General features: G+C 65.6%; 10 protein-coding genes, 1 tRNA gene and 1 pseudogene. 9 read left to right on the top strand and 3 right to left on the bottom strand.

The features are described 5' to 3' along the window. Positions 1-8: 8 nt before the first annotated feature. Both OG966_RS00555 and OG966_RS00550 read right to left on the bottom strand, forming a co-directional pair. Entirely contained in the window at positions 9-932 is a 924-nt protein-coding gene (locus tag OG966_RS00555) for a hypothetical protein (RefSeq protein WP_326647294.1), read from the bottom strand. Between the two features lie 59 nt (positions 933-991). Beyond that, on the bottom strand, positions 992-1,180 hold the full coding sequence (locus OG966_RS00550) for a hypothetical protein (protein WP_326647293.1): 189 nt from the start codon (positions 1,178-1,180) through the stop codon (positions 992-994). A gap of 95 nt (positions 1,181-1,275) precedes the next feature. Here OG966_RS00550 and OG966_RS40590 point away from each other — a divergent pair. The 8 genes and pseudogenes from OG966_RS40590 to OG966_RS00515 form a co-directional block, all read left to right on the top strand. Next, positions 1,276-1,424, top strand: a pseudogene (locus OG966_RS40590) (cupin domain-containing protein); the annotation flags it as partial. 503 nt (positions 1,425-1,927) lie between these two features. Next, positions 1,928-2,107: a hypothetical protein gene (locus tag OG966_RS00545; protein ID WP_326647292.1), complete on the top strand. Its 180-nt coding sequence runs from the start codon at positions 1,928-1,930 to the stop codon at positions 2,105-2,107. A 33-nt stretch (positions 2,108-2,140) separates the two neighbouring features. After that, complete coding sequence (locus OG966_RS00540) at positions 2,141-2,425, top strand: hypothetical protein (RefSeq protein WP_326647291.1); 285 nt, start codon at positions 2,141-2,143, stop codon at positions 2,423-2,425. Between the two features lie 81 nt (positions 2,426-2,506). Next, positions 2,507-3,669, top strand: a protein-coding gene (locus OG966_RS00535) for an IS3 family transposase (RefSeq protein WP_326647290.1) whose coding sequence is annotated in 2 segments (ribosomal slippage) — positions 2,507-2,791 and positions 2,794-3,669 — 1,161 coding nt in all. Because the reading frame shifts where the segments join, the coding sequence is not laid out codon by codon here. 254 nt (positions 3,670-3,923) lie between these two features. After that, positions 3,924-3,999 (top strand) — tRNA-Trp (locus OG966_RS00530). Between the two features lie 337 nt (positions 4,000-4,336). Beyond that, positions 4,337-6,790: a LamG domain-containing protein gene (locus OG966_RS00525; RefSeq protein ID WP_326647289.1), complete on the top strand. Its 2,454-nt coding sequence runs from the start codon at positions 4,337-4,339 to the stop codon at positions 6,788-6,790. A gap of 141 nt (positions 6,791-6,931) precedes the next feature. Continuing rightward, complete coding sequence (locus tag OG966_RS00520) at positions 6,932-13,834, top strand: polymorphic toxin-type HINT domain-containing protein (RefSeq protein WP_326647288.1); 6,903 nt, start codon at positions 6,932-6,934, stop codon at positions 13,832-13,834. Beyond that, a complete protein-coding gene (locus OG966_RS00515) occupies positions 13,803-14,285 on the top strand; it encodes a hypothetical protein (RefSeq protein WP_326647287.1) in 483 nt (160 codons plus the stop codon). The genes OG966_RS00520 and OG966_RS00515 overlap by 32 nt, the downstream gene beginning before the upstream one ends. Positions 14,286-14,758: 473 nt before the next feature. Here the strand turns inward: OG966_RS00515 and OG966_RS00510 are convergent, their stop codons facing one another. Next, a complete protein-coding gene (locus OG966_RS00510; RefSeq protein ID WP_326647286.1) occupies positions 14,759-15,709 on the bottom strand; it encodes a hypothetical protein in 951 nt (316 codons plus the stop codon). Positions 15,710-16,244: 535 nt separating this feature from the next. Here OG966_RS00510 and OG966_RS00505 point away from each other — a divergent pair. Next, positions 16,245-17,738 (top strand): Mu transposase C-terminal domain-containing protein, encoded by a 1,494-nt coding sequence (locus OG966_RS00505; RefSeq protein ID WP_326647285.1) that lies wholly within the window; start codon positions 16,245-16,247, stop codon positions 17,736-17,738. Positions 17,739-17,751 lie beyond the last annotated feature (13 nt).

Here is a 17,751-nt window from a genome sequence, read left to right as displayed (position 1 = left end):
AAGACGAATTAGGAAGAAAGGTAGGGGGCGATGGCGGCGGCGAGCGCCCCATTGGCCAGATAGCCGCCCAACGTGTGCGGATCGAGCAGGCCGATGTCCACGGTCTCGTGCACATCAACGGGGAACGCGTCTCCCAACCGTGGCGGAATCGCGACGACGTCCCCGCTGTCAGCGATGTTAATCCACCGCCGGATCCCCTCCGGCCGGGCCCCGCGGCCGTCACGCGGCTCCGGTTCCAACCTCCGCATCATCGCTGGCAGCCCCAAAGGGGAACCAAGGGTCACCAAGAGCTCCACCTCGAGATCCGGAAATGCGTGCAGCGTCTCGTACGCGACCACTGACCCCAACGAATGCCCTATCACCGCCCGGGGTCGCTCCCTGCGAATGACGTGCGCCACGGACTCGCGCACCGCCCGTCTGCGTCCCGGGCGCGACGCATAGGCATCCATGTCCTGAACCAGGGCCACGACCAGCCGAGAGAGGCGCTCCGTCAGTTGCTGTCGAACCCGAGAGCTCAACCCGTCCCCCAGGCGGTGCTGGACCAGCCATCCCAGCCCCTGCCTCACCGGCATCAGGTACGTGGCCTGTGCCTCATTCAACTCGGGCACACCTGCCGCTACCAACCACTCCCAGACCTGAGCCAACTGAGCCCGCGACAGGCAGTGCAATCCGTCGCGGCCATCTCCCGCCTGCTCTTCAGCCAGGTCGTCAGCCAGCAGATGCGCGTAATAGGCCATGGACACGTCCGGTACGGGGACATGGAACAGGCCTGCGACAGAGAGGCCGTGCTCCAGGCGGGCCCTGGCGTTGCTGGCCAGTCCCAGCGCCGCTTCCGCAGGCGTCAAGCCGCGCTGTCTGTTCCAAATTCCGTGCACCAGCACCACCGCTGTCAACCGTTCCTCCTGCGACTTCGCCGACGCGTTCAGGCTCACACCGACCAGTGTGGCCTGGCCAACTGTCGCCGCGCACAACGCATAACGGTTCGGCCATTTCATTCTTGTACGGACCGGGCCGAGGACGTGGCCGAGTCGCCGCGGAGGTACGGCAGGCCATCAGTGATCTTGAGCCTCACCGCCACCAGCGCGGCGCTTGCGGTCAGCCTGGGCTCGGCGGCCGACGTGGCCGCAAGGCCGCGGGAACATGCGGCGAGCAGCGCGGCGAAGCCGGCGGCGAACACCACGCCTCGGACGTGCCTGAGACGACGCGCCGACCGGCGGCTAGGCCAGGCACGGCTCGCCGCGCGCCGCAGATCTCCAGCCCCTAAGGTGACGCGCCATGACGGCCTTTGATCACTCAGCTGCCGGGCCCGCTTCCGCTTCCCCTTCGTTCGCTCTAAAATTCCGGACGCCGACCTCGAGGCCGAGCCGTTCGACCCCGATCAGCCAGTCGTTACCGGCAGGGTCATGTGGGAGTCCACCGCAGGTGCGGGGAGTAGTCGACCCGCGCGGTGATGCGCTCGGCCATTGTCGGGATCATCCCCGCCGCGGCATGGGCGCCGCTTCCCTCCCCGAGCACGTGTCGATGAGACCATCCCCACGTGTGCGGGCTGGTGACGAAATTGCGTCGTCTGGGGTGACGAAAAGCGGGCCCCGGTCACTCAGCGGGCGTGCTACGAAGCCGCTGATTCGGGCGGTCGGGCGTCGATCTTCGGCCTGGGCTGCAGTTCGGCGCTGAGCACCGGGTTGGTGGTCCTGATCACAGACCTTGTGCAACACGCTTTAGCACTGAGATGCCGCATTTCTGCGAAGGCGGCTCCTTCAAGGCGGGTTGATCACCACGGGGAGGTTGGGGTTCCGTCCGGGTTGAGTCCGAAGGGCCACAGGCGCCCGGAACGGCCCACCTTCTTGTCCCTCCGATTGAGAGACAGCCAGACAACGACGGCCGAGTTGCCCGCGTTGGCGGCCTGAATGGCGAGGCGCTCGGCTCCTTGCTGGTCGCCTGCTCCCTCTCGCATTTTCACGAGTTCTTCGAGGGCGCGTGTGTTGCCGGTGTCGGCAGCCTGGAGAGCGAGGCGCTCGGCGCGTTCATGGCTCCCTGCCTCCTCCTGCAGCTTCGCAAGGTCGAGCAGAGCACTGGTGTTGCCAGCGTCGACGGCTTGTTGCAGTAGGGCTGCAGCTCTGCCGTCGGGTTCGCGGAGGCTATGGCGAGCGAGACTTTGCAGAAGGCCGCCAGAATCAGCGGCTTGAAGGGCGAGGCGCTCCGCCCTCTCGTGGTCGCCGGCTGCCTCCCGTCGCATCACAAGGTCATGCAGGACGTGCGCGATGCCAGCCTCTGCGGCTTGGAGCACGAGGCGTTCGGCTGCCTCGAGGTCCCTGGACTCATCCCGCGTACGGGCAAGCCATTCCAAGGCCGCCGCCTGGCCGTCAGCAAGGCCTTGAAGGGCGAGATTCTCAGCCTGTTCTCGCTCGCCGACCTTCTCGCGTAGCCGAACGAGGTGGGGTCTGATGCACGATCGGGTGACATCTGAACTGGCTTGCCCTGTGGGGTGGGTGGGAAGGATGTTGTTGTGCCGAAGCCGTATCCGGAAGAGTTCCGCGAGGATGTCGTGCGGGTCGCGAGGAACCGCGGCCCGGGTGTGACGCTGGAGCAGGTGGCTGCCGACTTCGGTGTCCATGTGATGACGCTGTCGAAGTGGATGCGCCGCACAGACATCGACGACGGGATGAAACCCGGAACCACCAGGCAGGAGAACGCGGAACTGCGGGAGGCGCGTCGGCGGATCAAGCTGCTGGAGCAGGAGAACGAGGTCCTGCGCCGGGCCGCGGCCTACCTGTCGCAGGCGAATCTGCCGGGAAAAGGATCTACCCGCTCGTGAAGGAGCTGACCGCGGACGGGATTCCCGTCACGGTCACGTGCCGGGTCCTCAAGCTCGCCAGGCAGCCCTACTACCGCTGGCTCAGTCACCCGGTGGCCGATGCCGTCCTTGAGGAGGTCCTTCGCGCGAACGCGTTGTTCGATGCCCACCGTGACGACCCGGAGTTCGGCTACCGCTTCCTGGCCGACGAGGCCCGCGGCTCGGGGGCTGCCATGGCCGACCGGACCGCGTGGCGAATCTGCCGGGACAACAGCTGGTGGAGCGTGTTTGGGAAGAGACGCAGCACTGCCAAGAAGGCCGGCCCGCCGGTGCATGACGACCTCGTCCGCCGTGACTTCACCGCAGACGGCCCGAACCGGCTGTGGCTTGCGGACATCACCGAACACGTCACGGGCGAAGGGAAGTTGTACCTATGCGCGATCAAGGACGTCTTCAGTAAGAGGATCGTCGGCTACTCCATCGACACGCGGATGAAATCCCGTCTGGCCGTCGCGGCCCTGGACAGCGCTGTTGCCCGGCGCGACGACGTTGCCGGGTGCGTTCTGCATACCGATCGTGGATCGCAGTTCCGGTCGCGGAAATTTGTCCAGGCGCTCGACCGGCACCGGATTGCCGGATCCATAGGGAGGGTCGGGGCTGCAGGCGACAACGCAGCAATGGAGTCGTTCTTCAGTCTGCTGCAGAAGAATGTCCTCGACCGCCGTTCGTGGGCCACCCGTCAGGAACTGCGGATCGCGATCGTGACCTGGATCGAACGGACCTACCACCGACGCCGCCGACAAGCCTCGCTCGGCCGGCTGACCCCCGACGAATTCGAAACCGTCATGACCACACCGGCCCTCCGGGCTGCGTGACCGAACCTGTCACCCAAGCCTGCATCAGACCCCAGCGGTCGTGACAGAAACTCGTTAACGTCCACCGTAGAAACGTAGCTGTACAGCAGTGCCGTCCCGCAACCCCAGCAACCGTCCTCGTCCCCTACCGTCCCTCTGGGGCTCCGAAGCGACGGGTATGACCGTCGCTGACCGATCTGGCTGGAGCTACGGATCAGAAGGTTCGGCGCACCGATCTGTCCTGAAGCGCATGCGGGGCTAGGATCGCAGCCGGGCGAAGCCGTAGCGCAGAGGTAGTCGCGCGCGGTCTCCAAAATCGCGAGGACGCCGGTTCGAGTCCGGCCGGCTTAGCCTGCCCCAGTTTTGTGCGTCCAGGACGAAGAGCGACCGTGCCAGATGTGCGCCAGAAATGCCGGCGACCCGCGGTCTATCCCGGTCACTCCAAGGCGCTGTGTCGGAGTGACCGGGCCCGCAGTCGGTGAACAACGCCATGGCCAGCACGAAGTAGACCGCCACCCGGGCCGGCAGCAACCGGGTTTCTCCATGCGGCCTGTGACCAGCTCAGCGGTAGATCCATGACCCGGTAAGAGACCCGCCCCGGGGCAGCCACCAGGTCGCCAACCCGCTCAGCTGGCCGCCCCGGGCCTGGGCAACCCGCCGCTGCCGCTCTGCCTCGCGGTGATGCTCCTTGACGCTCCGGAAACCGAGCTGCTCGCCGGATCAGCCGGACTCCTGGATCGAGTTCAACGACAGTGCGAGCGAGACGGACGAGAACCTCACCAAGACGGTCCGCTCCTTCGCGGACGGCAACTTCTCCCGCCTCACCCTGATGATGAGGGCCAAGAACGAGAACGATCCGGACGCGTGGAAGCGGTTCAAGGAGAACGCCGAGCTGCAGGTTGTCTACGTCCTCAAGCCCGGTGCCGTGACGGATGACGGTGTCATCCCCGGCAACGGCATAGTTCAGGGCTGCTCGACTTCGGACAGCACCCCCGTTGTCGCGACACGCTCCGACCCGATGCTGCAGGCCCGGGCACAGACCGCGGTGAAGCCGGTGGGGGACGACGACCAAGGCTCGCTGAAGGTCCATTTCTGGGTCGAGCGCAAGTTGCCAGGCGGGACATGGACGACCGATCCGGCCGTCCAGTTCAATGTGCCTTCAACCGGCTACATCGTGGACGACGCATTGGCCAAGCAACGCCTGGCCAATGGAGTTGACGGTGCGCTGTACCGGGTCAGGTCATTGGTTCAGACGTTCTGGACGTATGAGGGCGTGACCACGGCGATCTCGTCCGGGTACAAGCGGTGGTGCTACTTCAAGCTCGATTCGACGGCGCCCTTGGAACCGCAGATCACGTCGAACGGGCCCTACACCCAATGCGCGACTCTGTGTGAGCCCAAGGGCGGGCCTGGAGTGGAAGGTTCCTTCACGATCAAGCCCAACGCCGCCGATACGGGCATCACGGGCTACCGCTGGCGGCTGCTGACCGAGTCTGCCGCGAACACGCACGTTGAGAACAATCTCGGAGCCGGGTCGAGCGTAACCATCAAACCGGTGCCCACCACTGCCGGCATCCAGGTGCTGATCGTGGAAGCCATCGACACCCCCGTCGGGATCCCCAACGGCCGGGAGGGAACTCAGGCAGAGTTCCACTTCAAGGTGCAACCGGGCACGACCGCAGTGGGTCGCTGGCACTTCGCCGAAGCGACCGGCACGACAGCAGCCGATACGGCCACCGAAGGCCCCACCCGGCACGAGATCACGCTGCACCAGCAGGCCGGAACGGCGGCGACCTGGTCGGATCGCGGACGCCGCGGCACCGGCGACCTCTCACTGCGCCTGAATGAGGACGTGGCCGATCCGGCCAAGCAGCTCGGCTACGCCTCCACGGCAGCAGTGCCCATCAATACGAAGGACTCGTTCACCGTCTCCGCATGGGTTCTGCTGACGGATGGGTCCAAGACCCGGGTGGTGGCGTCCGCCCCGGGAACGGACAAGTCCGCCGCGTTCAACCTGTTCTACTCCCTCTCAGCGAAGAAATGGGTGTTCAACCGGGCCGTCGCTGATTCGGCAACACCTGCCTATGTCAGCGCTCTGGCCGACACGCCGAATCCGCCGCTGAACGTGTGGACACACCTGACCGGCGTCTTCGACGCCAAGAACGACGCGGACAAGAGCAACGACACCATCCAGCTCTTCGTCAACGGCCGCCCGCAGGGCACGCCGGTAACTCTGGCGACGGCCAACCCCGCTTACGCCCCGTGGACATCGTCAGCCGGCATGACGGTGGGCAGCTCCAAGGCCGGCGAGTACTTCATGGGCAGCATCGATGAGCTCGCCGTGTGGCAACGGCAGCTGAGCGCCGACGAGGTGCGCCTGGAGAACCGGCTCGAGGACGCCAACGGGATGCCGGCGGCCGAGCTGGTCGCCTACTGGGACGCAGCTGACGCGGCCGGTGGCAAGATCACCGAACGCCTCCCGTACGCCGCGGACATGACCCTCTCGCCCACTGGGGCCGTGGTGGAGCAGGTGGTGGACTCGGAACAGAAGCAGGTCCGGCTCGACGGCACCGGCTACCTGTCCACGACGGGCCCGGTCGTCGATGAAGCGGGCTCGTTCACGGTGACGGCCAGCGTCCAGCTGAACGGTGCGAAGTTTGCGGAGATGCCCGTTGGGGCGAAGGCGCAGGTCTTCGGCCAGGAGGCCACCACCCCGAACGGCAAGGAGTCGTCGTGGGCCCTGTGGGTGGAGAAGGTCTCCGACGAGGGGGGCTGCCTGTGGCACTTCAGCCGTACCGCGACCGACGCGGCAGGCACCGTCGTCGCCAGTGCCTCAACAGAGTCGATGGACGCAGCTGCGATGGACACCCCCGTTCAGGTGACCGGAGTTTTTGACGCCACCGAAGAGGCCGGGTCGGGTCACGGCGTGGCACGCCTGTTCGTGGAGCTGGATCCTCAGGCCTACTCGGCCTTCACTGTGGCGCAGCAGGGCCGCGGCGAGCTCGCAGCCGGCCGCGGACCGACGTCCGCCGGCCCCGGCAACTATCTGCCTGCCGCGCTCACGGAGATGCGCATCTGGGCCGGCGCGATGACGCAGGATCAGATCGGCTCGAAGGTCATGGGCGAACCCGGCGTCGAGTAGCCCCCGGCGGCATACCGGGTGGCAGCGCCTGCTGTGCGCTGCCACCCGGGCCCTCACTCCTTTTTCAGCTCCCGGCCCAGGCCGTGAGCGCATCAGCGCATGCCGCCTGCGGGGCGGCCTCAGCGAAAGCGGAAAACATAAATGAAGCGGTTCTCACCGCGGGCCGACAGGCGCGGCCGTCGCAGAACATGGCCCGTGAGGTCCTTGGGCACGATCGCCGTGCTGTCTCTGATACCCGGGCTGCTGGCCCCGGTGGCGTTCGCCGCCGACGTTGAGCCGCTCGGCAAGCCGAAGCTCAAGGCACCCCGGTCGGTGGATGTGTCCCCGTTCACCGCCAAGGTGGACAAGAAGACCGCGGCCGCCAGGGCCAAGGCTGCGGCTGCCAGACGTGCGGACATCGCGCGCGCCAAAGCCGACCAGAACAAGAAGGTCACCTGGCCCAAGGCCGGAACAGCGACACTGACGGTCCCTGCCGCGGGGAAGGCGAAGGCCACGCCGGGCACCCTTCCCGTTACCTTGGCCCCGCCGAAACCGGCCAAGGGCAAGAAGGCGCCCCAGAGCGCTGGTGCGGTCACGGTCAATGTTCTGGATCAGAACAAGTCTGCCGCGCTGGGCGTCAAGGGCATCGTTCTGACCGTCACGGGCCCCGCCACGGGCGGACAGGCCGCACTCGGAATCAACTATGCGGCGTTCGCCTCCGCCTACGGCGGTGACTGGGCGGGCCGTCTGCAGGTGCTGCGCCTGCCCGACTGTGCGCTCAGCAATCCGTCGGCAGCCAAGTGCCGTACCCGCACAGCGGTCGAGTTCACCAACCACCGCAGGAAGCAAGACCTCAGCACCGAGCTGGCCTTCCGTGCTGCGCCGGGCACCGCAACAAGGTCCACGGCGGCCCGCTCTGCCGGCCAGACCATGGTCCTGGCGCTCGCCGCCGGCACCAAGTCCGGCAACGGTGACTACAAGGCGACGCCTCTTGCTTCCTCCTCCACGTGGGAGGCGGGCGGCTCCTCCGGCACGTTCACCTGGTCCTACCCCCTGCGTGTCCCGCCGTCGGCAGCCGGCCCGAAGCCGGACCTGAAGATCTCCTACGACTCGGGCAGCGTGGACGGCCGGACCGCGTCCACGAACAACCAGGGCACGGTGATCGGCGAAGGCTTCGACATCACCTCCTCCTACGTCGAGCGCAAATACGGCTCGTGTGACGATGACGGCCAGACCGATAAGTTCGACCTGTGCTGGAAGTACGACAACGCCTCCCTTGTCCTCAACGGCAAGGCCACCGAGCTCGTCAAGGACGACACCACCGGTAAGTGGCGGCTGAAGAACGACGACGCCTCCACCGTGACCGTTGCCACCGGGGCGGACAACGGTGACGACAACGGCGAGCACTGGACCGTCATCACCGGAGACGGCACCAAGTACGTCTTCGGCCTCAACAAGCTCGACGGCGCCGGTGCCACCGACCGCACCAACTCGGTATGGACCGTGCCGGTCTTCGGCGACGACGCGGGCGAGCCCGGCTACGCGGATGGCTCCACCTTCTCCGGCCGGTCCAAGACGCAGGCCTGGCGGTGGAACCTCGACTACGTCGAAGACACCCACCAAAACGCCATGACCTACTGGTACACCGCCGAGCAGAACCACTACGACATGCTCGGTGACGACAACAACGGCACCGCCTACACCCGCGGCGGCTACCTGACAGAGATCCGCTACGGGCAGCGCGCCGGCGCCCTGTTCTCCGCCACCCCTGCCGCGTCGAACAAGGTCGCCTTCGGCTACGCCGAGCGCTGCATCACCGGGGACTGCGGCTCCCTGACCGACGCGACCCGCGACAACTGGCCCGATGTGCCGTTCGACGCCGAGTGCAAGGCGGACCTGAAGTGCACCGGCAACACCGGCCCCAGCTTCTACACCCGTAAGCGCATGACCGGCATCTCCACGCAGGCATGGAATGCGGCGGCCGCGACCCCCGCCTACGAGTCGGTCGACTCGTGGGCGCTCACGCAGAAGTACCTCGACCCGGGCGAGACCGGGGACTCCACCGACCAGTCCCTGTGGCTGGACGAGATTCGCCACACCGGTAAGCGCGGCACAGATCTGACGCTGGACCCGGTGAAGTTCAGCCACGAATTCCGGCCGAACCGGGTCGACGGCGCGACCGACGACATTCTCTCCCTGCAAAAGCCGAGGCTGCGCACGATCACCTCGGAGACCGGGGCGCAGACGATCGTGACCTACATGGCGGAGGACTGCCTCGCCGGGCAGACCATGCCGAAGGTCGACACGAACACCCGCCGCTGCTACCCGGTCTACTGGTCGCCGAACGGCGAGAAGGACCCGCTCCTCGACTGGTTCCACAAGTACCCCGTCTGGACGGTGTCCACCAGCGACCCCCAGGGCGGTGCCGAGTCCGTCGAGCACACCTACACCTATGCGGGCGCGGCCTGGCACTACGACGAGGACCCGCTGGTCAAGGAGAAGGAACGGACCTGGTCCGTCTGGCGCGGCTTCGAGAAGGTCACCCACCTCACCGGCCGGGCCGGTGAGACCCAGTCCAAGACCGTCGCCGTCTACCTGCAGGGCATGAACGGCGACCGCGTCCTGGGCACCGACGGCAAGACCCCGGACCCAGACGCGCGCAAGGCCGCCCAGGTCACCGGCATCAAGGCTCCGACGATCACGGACGCCGACCAGTACGCCGGATTCACCCGCGAGAGCGTCACCTACAACGGCGCCCAGGAAGTCGGCGGCACCGTCAACGACCCCTGGTCCAAGCGCACCGCCACGCAGCACAAGTCCTACGCCGACACCGAGGCCTACTACGTCCGCACCGCCGGCACCCACACTCGCACCAACGTCACCACCAGCGGCACCCCCACCGACCGGGTCCGCTCCACGGCGACCACGTTCGATGCATATGGCATGGCCGAGACTGTTGAGGACAAGGGCGACGACGCAGTCAGCGGCGACGAGACATGCACCCGCACGTGGTACGCCCGCAACGACACCCTCGGCATCAACTCCCTGGCCTCCCGCACCCGCACGGTAGGTAAGCCCTGTGCGACCACGGACGCGTTGCTGGACCTGCCAGTTGATGCCACGCGTCCCGGTGACGTCATCTCCGACACCGCCATCGCCTACGACACCACCACCTGGACGGCCACACAGATCCCCACCAAGGGCGAGCCGCTGTGGACGGGCCGCGCCAAGGGATACGGCGCGGACGACCAGCCGGTCTGGCAGAAGCTGGCCACCACCACCTACGACGTGCTGGGCCGTCCGCTGACGGCCAAGGACACCAACGACACCACCACTGCCAAGATGACCTACAACCCGGTGGCCGCTGGGCCGCTGACGTCGTCATCGGTGGAGAATGCCAAGCTCCAGAAGACCATCACGCTCGTCGACTTCGCCACCGGCGCCGCCCTCAAGGTGACCGACCCGAACAGCAAGGTCACCCAGAGCGAGTACGACAGTCTCGGCCGCGTCACCAAGGTCTGGCTGCCGAACCGCTCCAAGTCGCTGGGCAAAACCCCCAACTACGTCTACGCCTATAGCGTCACCGCCTCCGCCCCCTCCTGGGTTTCCAACGGCGTCCTCAAGGCCGACCAGATCGGCTACAACACCACCTACGAGATCTACGACGCCCTGTTGCGCCCCCGTCAGACCCAGACGCCCTCGCCCCTCGGCGGCCGGTTGATCTCCGAGACCCTCTACGACGAGCGCGGTCTCGCCGTCTCCGCCCTGTCCGACAACTGGGACCAACTGAGCGGCCCCACGGGAGACCTCGTCGCCACCCATGGCAGCGAAGCACCGGTACAGGTCGACACCACCTACGATGGCGCCGGCCGCGCCATCACGGCGGAGACCAAGGCCAAGAATGTCCCTCTCTGGACCATCGACACCGCCTACACCGGCGACACCGTCACCACCACGGCCCCGGCCGGCGGGCAGGCCACCGCGGTCGTCACCAACGCTCTCGGCCAGACGACTCAGCGCCGCGAGTACGGCGGCACCCAGCCCACCGGCAGCGACTACACCACCACCAAGTTCGCCTACACGCCTGCCGGCCAGCAGGCCAGTGTTGAAGGCCCCGATCAGGCCAAGTGGACCTACACCTACGACCTGTTCGGCCGCCAGGTGAGCGCGAGCGACCCGGACAAGGGCACGTCCACCACCGGCTACAACGAGCTAGACCAGGCCATCAGCAGCACCGATTCCCGCCCCGGCAAGTCCCTCATATCCGAGTACGACATCCTGGGCCGTCAGACCGGCCTGTGGGACGGCACCAAGACCGACGCCACCAAACTGGCCGCCTGGACCTTCGACACCCTTGCCAAGGGGCAGCAGGACTCTTCAGTCCGTTACGAGAATGGCATCGGCCAGCCCACGAGCAAGGCTTATACGCAGAAGGTCACCAGCTACGACTCGCTCTACCAGGTCACCGGCAGCCAGCTGATCCTGCCCGCCGGCGACCCGCTCGTCGCTGCGGGCGTCCCGCAGACGCTCTCCTTCTCTACCTCCTACAACGCCGACGGCACCGTGGCCAACTCGGGCATTCCCGCTGTCGCCGGACTGCCCTTGGAAACCGTCTCCAACACCTACAACGAGGTAGGGCAGCAACTCACCGAACAGGGCACCAGCCAGTACCTCCAGGCCACGGAGTACTCCGAAACCGGTGACGTGCGTCAGCTCACCCTGGGCATGAGCGGTACCGGCGCGAAGGCCTATCACGTTTTCAAGTACGAGCCGGGCACCCGCCGCCTCACCGGCTCTTACGTGACCGACACCGTCCACGCCTTCAAGCCGCTGGACCTGACGTTCACCCAGGACAAGGCCGGCAACGTCACCTCGATCTTCGACGGCGACCAGGGCGGCACCGCGAAGGCCGACTACCAGTGCTTCACATACGACGGCCACCGCCGCATGAGCGAAGCCTGGACGCCCAAGACGGCCGACTGCTCGGCATCCGGGCGCACCACGGCCAACCTCGACGGCGCGGCCCCGTACTGGACCGGCTACACCTACAACGCCGCCGGGCAGCGCAAGTCCGAGACCGAGCACACCACCTCGGGCGACAGGACCACCAACTACACCTACGGGACGCCCAAGAACCAGCCCCACCCGCTGGCCACGACCACGGGCGCTAAGGCCGCGACCTACGCCTACGACGACGCGGGCAACACCACCAGCCGCCCCGGCACCCAGGCCCAGCAGACCCTGACCTGGAACACCGAAGGCACGCTCGTCGGCAGCAGTGAGCCGGCCGCAGGCACCAAGCCCGCGCTCGGCACCAGCTACCTCTACGACGCGGCCGGTGAACTCCTCATCCGCCGCAACACCACAGCCGACGGCGACACAGTCCTCTACCTCGGCGGCACCGAAGTCCGTCTCACCACCAAGGGCGCCACAAAGACCCTGACCGGCAGCCGCTACTACACCGCCGCCGGCCAGACCATCGCCCTGCGTACCGCAACGGCAGGCGTCACTGGCAGCAAGCTCACCTTCCTGGCAGGCGACCACCACGGCACCTCAAGCCTCGCCCTCGACGCCACGACCATGGCGGTCACCAAGCGCTACACCACCCCCTTCGGCGCACCCCGAGGAACCGCACCCACGGCCTGGCCGGACGACAAGGCCTTCCTCGGCAAGCCGGCCGACACGAAAACGGGCCTCACCCACATCGGCGCCCGCGAATACGACCCAGGCATCGGCCAGTTCATCAGCGTCGACCCCGTCCTGGCTCCTGACCAACATCAGTCCCTCAACGGCTACGCCTACGCCAACAACACCCCCGTCACCTCCGCGGACCCCACCGGGCTGTTCTGCGACGGATGCAGTGCCAACGCGGACAACTCTGCGTGGGAACCATCCCACGGCGCCGGCTGCACTACCGAAGGCTGCTACGACCCTTCCGGCAACATCAGCCCCGGCACCGGCGGAGATGGTGGGACCGCCGGCCAGGTCAATGATCTAGGCGATGGAAAGCCGGGGCTTCCACCGACAGAAGCTGTGAAGCTTTATTGGGGGAAGAATGGAAAGAATCCGACCGTTGGTCAGATGCGGTATTGGGGCACCTACGTCCCCGGAATGAGCTACGAACTCAATGCCGAGTTCTACTTCCGGGAACGTTGCAGCTACAGCTTTGACGTAGGTTGTTCCGAGTTCCGAAAGTACTACAAGGGATGGAAGCATGTTGACAAGCTAGAGACGGTCAACAATTGCTTGGTATGCTCAAACGTTGGATTTGAGCTGGTCCTGGCTATGTACGGGACTTGCACGAAGTGCTTCCTTGCCGGCACCGATGTCCTGATGGCCAACGGTTCGACCAAGGACATCGAGGACGTCAAACAGGGTGACGAGGTCCTGGCCACAGACCCTGAATCCGGCGAAACTGGCAAACGTAAAGTCACTCGCCTCATCGTCACCGAGGACGATAAGCACTTCAACGAACTGACGATCTCGACACAAGACGGCCCGAAGAAGCTCACGGCCACGAACGAGCACCCCTTCTGGTCACCGTCTGAGAAGAGGTGGGTTGAGGCCGGCCAACTCCGGCCAGGCATGACACTGCTCACGGTGGACGGATCCCGTGCCTCCGTAGAGGCGAACCGGGCTTACAGCAAGCATGCCCGCACCTACAACCTCACCGTCGACGACCTGCACACGTACTATGTGCTGGCGGGCGAGACTCCGGTGCTGGTTCACAACAGTAATTGCGACCTACCCAAGGGGTATACGTCATCTCCGGCACTTAAGGGAGATCCGTACCATCCGGATTCAGTTGCTGGTCGGAGTGCGCAGAATAGGGAACTCTACGCTGGAAGTGTCGGCGACAGGGCTGGTGGGCTTGGATACAGGACCAGAATTCCCGCGCAGAAGGCCCCTTTCGACTCGCACGGGCAAGTGGTTTTCTCCAATGGGAAGAACTACATCACGCCCGATGTTGACGGCCATAATGTGACGGGTGGTTGGAAGATGTTCAACCGCAGAGGGCAACGGATTGGTACCTATGACCCAGATCTCAACTACCTCAAGGAGTAACGGCTTCGAGATTGAGGTAGTCGATAGTGCCGCCTCGGAGGATGTGAAAGCCTCCGAGGCGGTGGGCAGGATCACGGTCGGAGAGTTCACGGAGACGTTCCGTATGGATCTGAGCTTCTGGAGCGTGAGCGACTATCGCAGGAGTTGGAAGCGTGCATTGCAGGTGCTCGCAGACGATGAGGCCGCGGTCTCGTGCCTGATCTCCTCAATCACCGACCCGGAAAACAGCAACTTCATATTCTGCTGGCCGCTCTATCGCAGCGGGGAAGATGTCTACGTGCAGAACGCGGTCATATTTCTGGACGAGCTGGACGGTAGATTCGATCCCGAAGAACCCTGGCGTTTCGTGGGTCCGCGCTGCGCGATCGACGATGACGGGAATCGCATCTCTGAATGGTCGACCGGAATGGCAGAGCTGACTCTATTCCTTGAGTCGGCCAGGGAAAAATAAGGTACGTGTCGTTGCGCCAAAGAAGTCCCACCGGAGGTTCCCGGTGGGACTTCTTTGGTTCTTGACGGCAACGGTGACGGCCACGTCAGCGGACCGATGCTGTGGGTGCCGCAGACCCTTGGGGGGTCAGCCGCTTGGTCATCACGGTGATGAGCGTGTTCAGATGAGCTTCCGAATGCTGAGGGAGCCGCTCACAGTCCCGGTCACGGAGCAAGTCATGGGCGGTCTAGCTGGTCGATCATGGTGGCCTCAGTTCGCGTTTCGCAGTGACATGAACCCGTGTTGGCCAGTGTCGCCTTTGTCGAACCTCCTTCTGCTGGCTCTGGCGGGTGCTCGCTTGAGCATGCAGGGGCAGCCGCTTGGTGAGGGCTTCTTCTGTGCGGCAAAGTCGCGGTGACACGGGCTTGTACTCGTGGAGCAAATCGGATCCAGTGCTCAGTGCCTTCAGTAGTCGTGAGCGGCTGCCTTCTGGGTCACGCGGTTTGCAGAGGAAGCCCAATATCGCGTGCGGCGTTCTGGAGGAATTTCTCGTGCTTCATGGCGTAGCTGAACGGGTGTTCGTAGTGCGTGAGGCATTCGAGCCGACCTGCTCTGAGGACCGGCTGGGCCCATCGCGGCATCACATGCAGTGCGCACTGCCCGTGAAAGTCGTAGCCGACGCCTCTATGTGTCTTGAGAAAGTCGCCAGCTACGGATACGTCGCAAGTTCGTGTGTTGGAGAGTGTGCGTAGACCAAGGCCGGTGACAGTTGCGGCCGTCAAGATCGCTGCAATTGCAGGGTCGGCGATCTGCAGCAGGCCAGCGACAACTTCTGGGCTGGGTTGCATCCGCAGGTCGTTCGGGCGTGACGGAGAATACTGGATGGTGTCGGCGCCTGGACAGAACGGCTTATCCATGCGGCCGCTTAGCGCTGCGTGTCCTGGAAGGGCGTCGGAGAATACAGGCTCTGGCAACGGCCGGCTTGCCGCTGTCACCTTCAGTGATATGTCTGTTGGGCAGGGAGGTTGTGGCGTATTCAGCAAGGCCGCCCGCGCGGCGGACCGGGTCCTGATCACCCGGTGCGGCACGCGTGCCAGGTGTGAGGTGCCGCTCCAAGGCTGGTGCCACAGTGCGGTAAGACGCAAGTTCGCGGATTGGCGCAGCGCGAGCAGGGCTTCCCAGGCCCGGTCCCACTGACTGTTGTGGGCGCGACAGAAGATGACATGCCTGATCCCCATCGCGGCGATCCAAGTAAAGACCTGCCCTCGCAGCGTGCCAGCGGCCTCGGTGCGGGATCCCCGAAACGGATGCTTGCCCAGTTGGGTAAGCATCTGTTGAAAGAGTAGGCGTGATGGATATCGCGAGGGGGCAAGGTGAACGGTTATCCGTCCCTCTTCTGGTGCATGGGCCAGCAGCGCCGCACGCATGAGCGCGAGGTCGTCCACGGGGTCGACGATGACCTGGACCGGTGGAGGAGCAGGGAGCGCAGGTGTCCCATGTGCCATCGACGGCTGTAGACAGGGCCAAGGGCTACGGACAGCCATGGGCGTTCCCGCGTCCCTGTTAGCGAGTTTGGTGCATGTACTGCCAGAGAGGCACTCCATGCAGAGCAGTACAGGCTACGGGGAAGAAATCCGGAAGGGCGCCCTTGGGGGCAGGGCCTGCACCGGCCTGGCCATATCACGGGCATCAAATAGCGCATGTTCTCACTGAGTGAGGGCGGAACGGCCCAGAGCCCACTCGTTCCAGTGACAGCCTCCTCCACTTCGGTCGCGCCGCATTTAGCCTCAATCCAGACTGTGCGATACCCCACCGTGCCGCCCTCTGTTCCCTCTGTCGTGGAGGCTGTACTTGAGTACCGTCGTTCTCCACTCCAGCTCGCAAGCGTTGTTGACCGTGACGGCGGAGTCTGCGTCTGAGACGGAGGGGGGCCTGGGGCGGGACCGCGGCGAATTGCGGGTTGCCGCGGTCCGTCAGCTGATGAGGCTGCGTCAGTCCGGGGAGCTGAAGACCGCTCACGTGAAACTGGTCGCCGAGTCTGTGGGCGTGAGCAAGCGGCAGGTGTGGCGCTGGCTGGCGCAGGCCGAAGAGACCGGCACGGTGGAGAAGCCAGAGCGTAGGCGGTTCCGGATCACCGAAGAGACTATCGACGTCCTCGCCGACTACCGCGGCAACGTCAAGCGCACCCACGAGCATCTGGTGCGCGAGGCCAAGAAGGCGGGGGAGAAGCCGATAGGGCTGACCACGCTGCACGACGCCATCGCCCGTGACCTCGACCCGGGCTTCATGGCCGGCCTGCGGGAGGGCATCCCGGCCGCCCGCGGTTTCGACCCTGCCTTCCAGCGCCCGGCGGTCGCCCGCAACGAGGTGTGGGAGGGGGACCACAAGCAGGCCCCGACCGTCGTGATGATGCCCGACAACAAGCCGTCGAACGTGTGGGTGACGTGGTTCGAGGACCGTGGTACCAGCAACGTGATGGGCTGGGCGGTCACCGCCGGCTCTGCGCACCGCGGATCGGTCCTGGCGGCCGTACGGGCTTCCGTGTTGCGTGAACCTCCTTACGGGCCCGCTGGCGGGCTGCCGCACCTGGTGCGGGTCGACGGCGGCTCCGACTTCATGTCCAAGACCGTCCGGCGGACCTTCGGCCTGCTCAGTGTGCCGATGCACAAAGTGCGCAGCGCCCGCCACAAGGGCGGGATCGAGCGGCTGAACCGCACCAGTATGACCCGGTTCTTCGCCGACCTGCCCCGCTACACCAAGGCGCCCAAGCTCGACCACCGCCGCCGCGTCGGTGACCAGGACCCGCCGCTGACCTTCGAAGCGTTCGTCGACCTGCTGCGCAAATGGGTCGACGAATACAACACCCAGCACGTCCTCAAACGCACCGGGATGACACCGCTCCAGGCCTGGCTGAGTGACCCCACCGAGATCCGGCCCGAGCCCAGCCCGCAGGAACTGCGCGCTCTCATGCTGGAGAGCGACAACAAGGTCCACAAGATCACCAGTCACGGGGTCGAGTTCAACAAGCGCTACTACATGCCCGAAGACGGCGTCGGCCGCATCGGGCTGGAATTACGCGTGCGCTGGATGCCCCACCACGACCACGAGATCGACCTCTACACCTACCGCGGCAACCGCTACCTCGGCCGGGCCTTCCTCAGCGACGAAGCCAGTGAGGACCTGCGCACCAAGGTTCTCAACGACCGTGACGAGCACAGCGCCGATCTGCGCCGCGCCCTGAAAGCCTCCGGAGAACGAAAGCGGAAACGCCACCTGCCCTCCACCCAGCCCGAACTCCCCGTCCGCGCGAAGCGCATGACGGAACAGGAGGCACGCGCCGAACTGGAAGGCACCACCCAGCCCGCCCCTCCCCGCCGACGGGCACAGCCCTACCAGCCTTTGACCCCCATCCCGCCCACCTGGACGCGCCCCAGGCAGACCCCTGCCACTTCAACGGAAGACGAGGCGTCATGACCACCGCTCCGAA

The organism is Streptomyces sp. NBC_01750 (assembly GCF_035918095.1).
Taxonomy (GTDB): domain Bacteria; phylum Actinomycetota; class Actinomycetes; order Streptomycetales; family Streptomycetaceae; genus Streptomyces.
Note: the sequence above shows the minus strand (reverse complement) of the source record. Positions and strands in the feature narration are given on the sequence as shown.

Coding starts and splice junctions, on each gene's coding strand:
- OG966_RS00540 (WP_326647291.1), top strand. CDS start 2,141: ATGGCGAGCGAGACTTTGCAGAAGGCCGCCAGAATCAGCGGCTTGAAG.
- OG966_RS00520 (WP_326647288.1), top strand. CDS start 6,932: ATGAAGCGGTTCTCACCGCGGGCCGACAGGCGCGGCCGTCGCAGAACA.
- OG966_RS00515 (WP_326647287.1), top strand. CDS start 13,803: ATGACCCAGATCTCAACTACCTCAAGGAGTAACGGCTTCGAGATTGAG.
- OG966_RS00505 (WP_326647285.1), top strand. CDS start 16,245: ATGAGGCTGCGTCAGTCCGGGGAGCTGAAGACCGCTCACGTGAAACTG.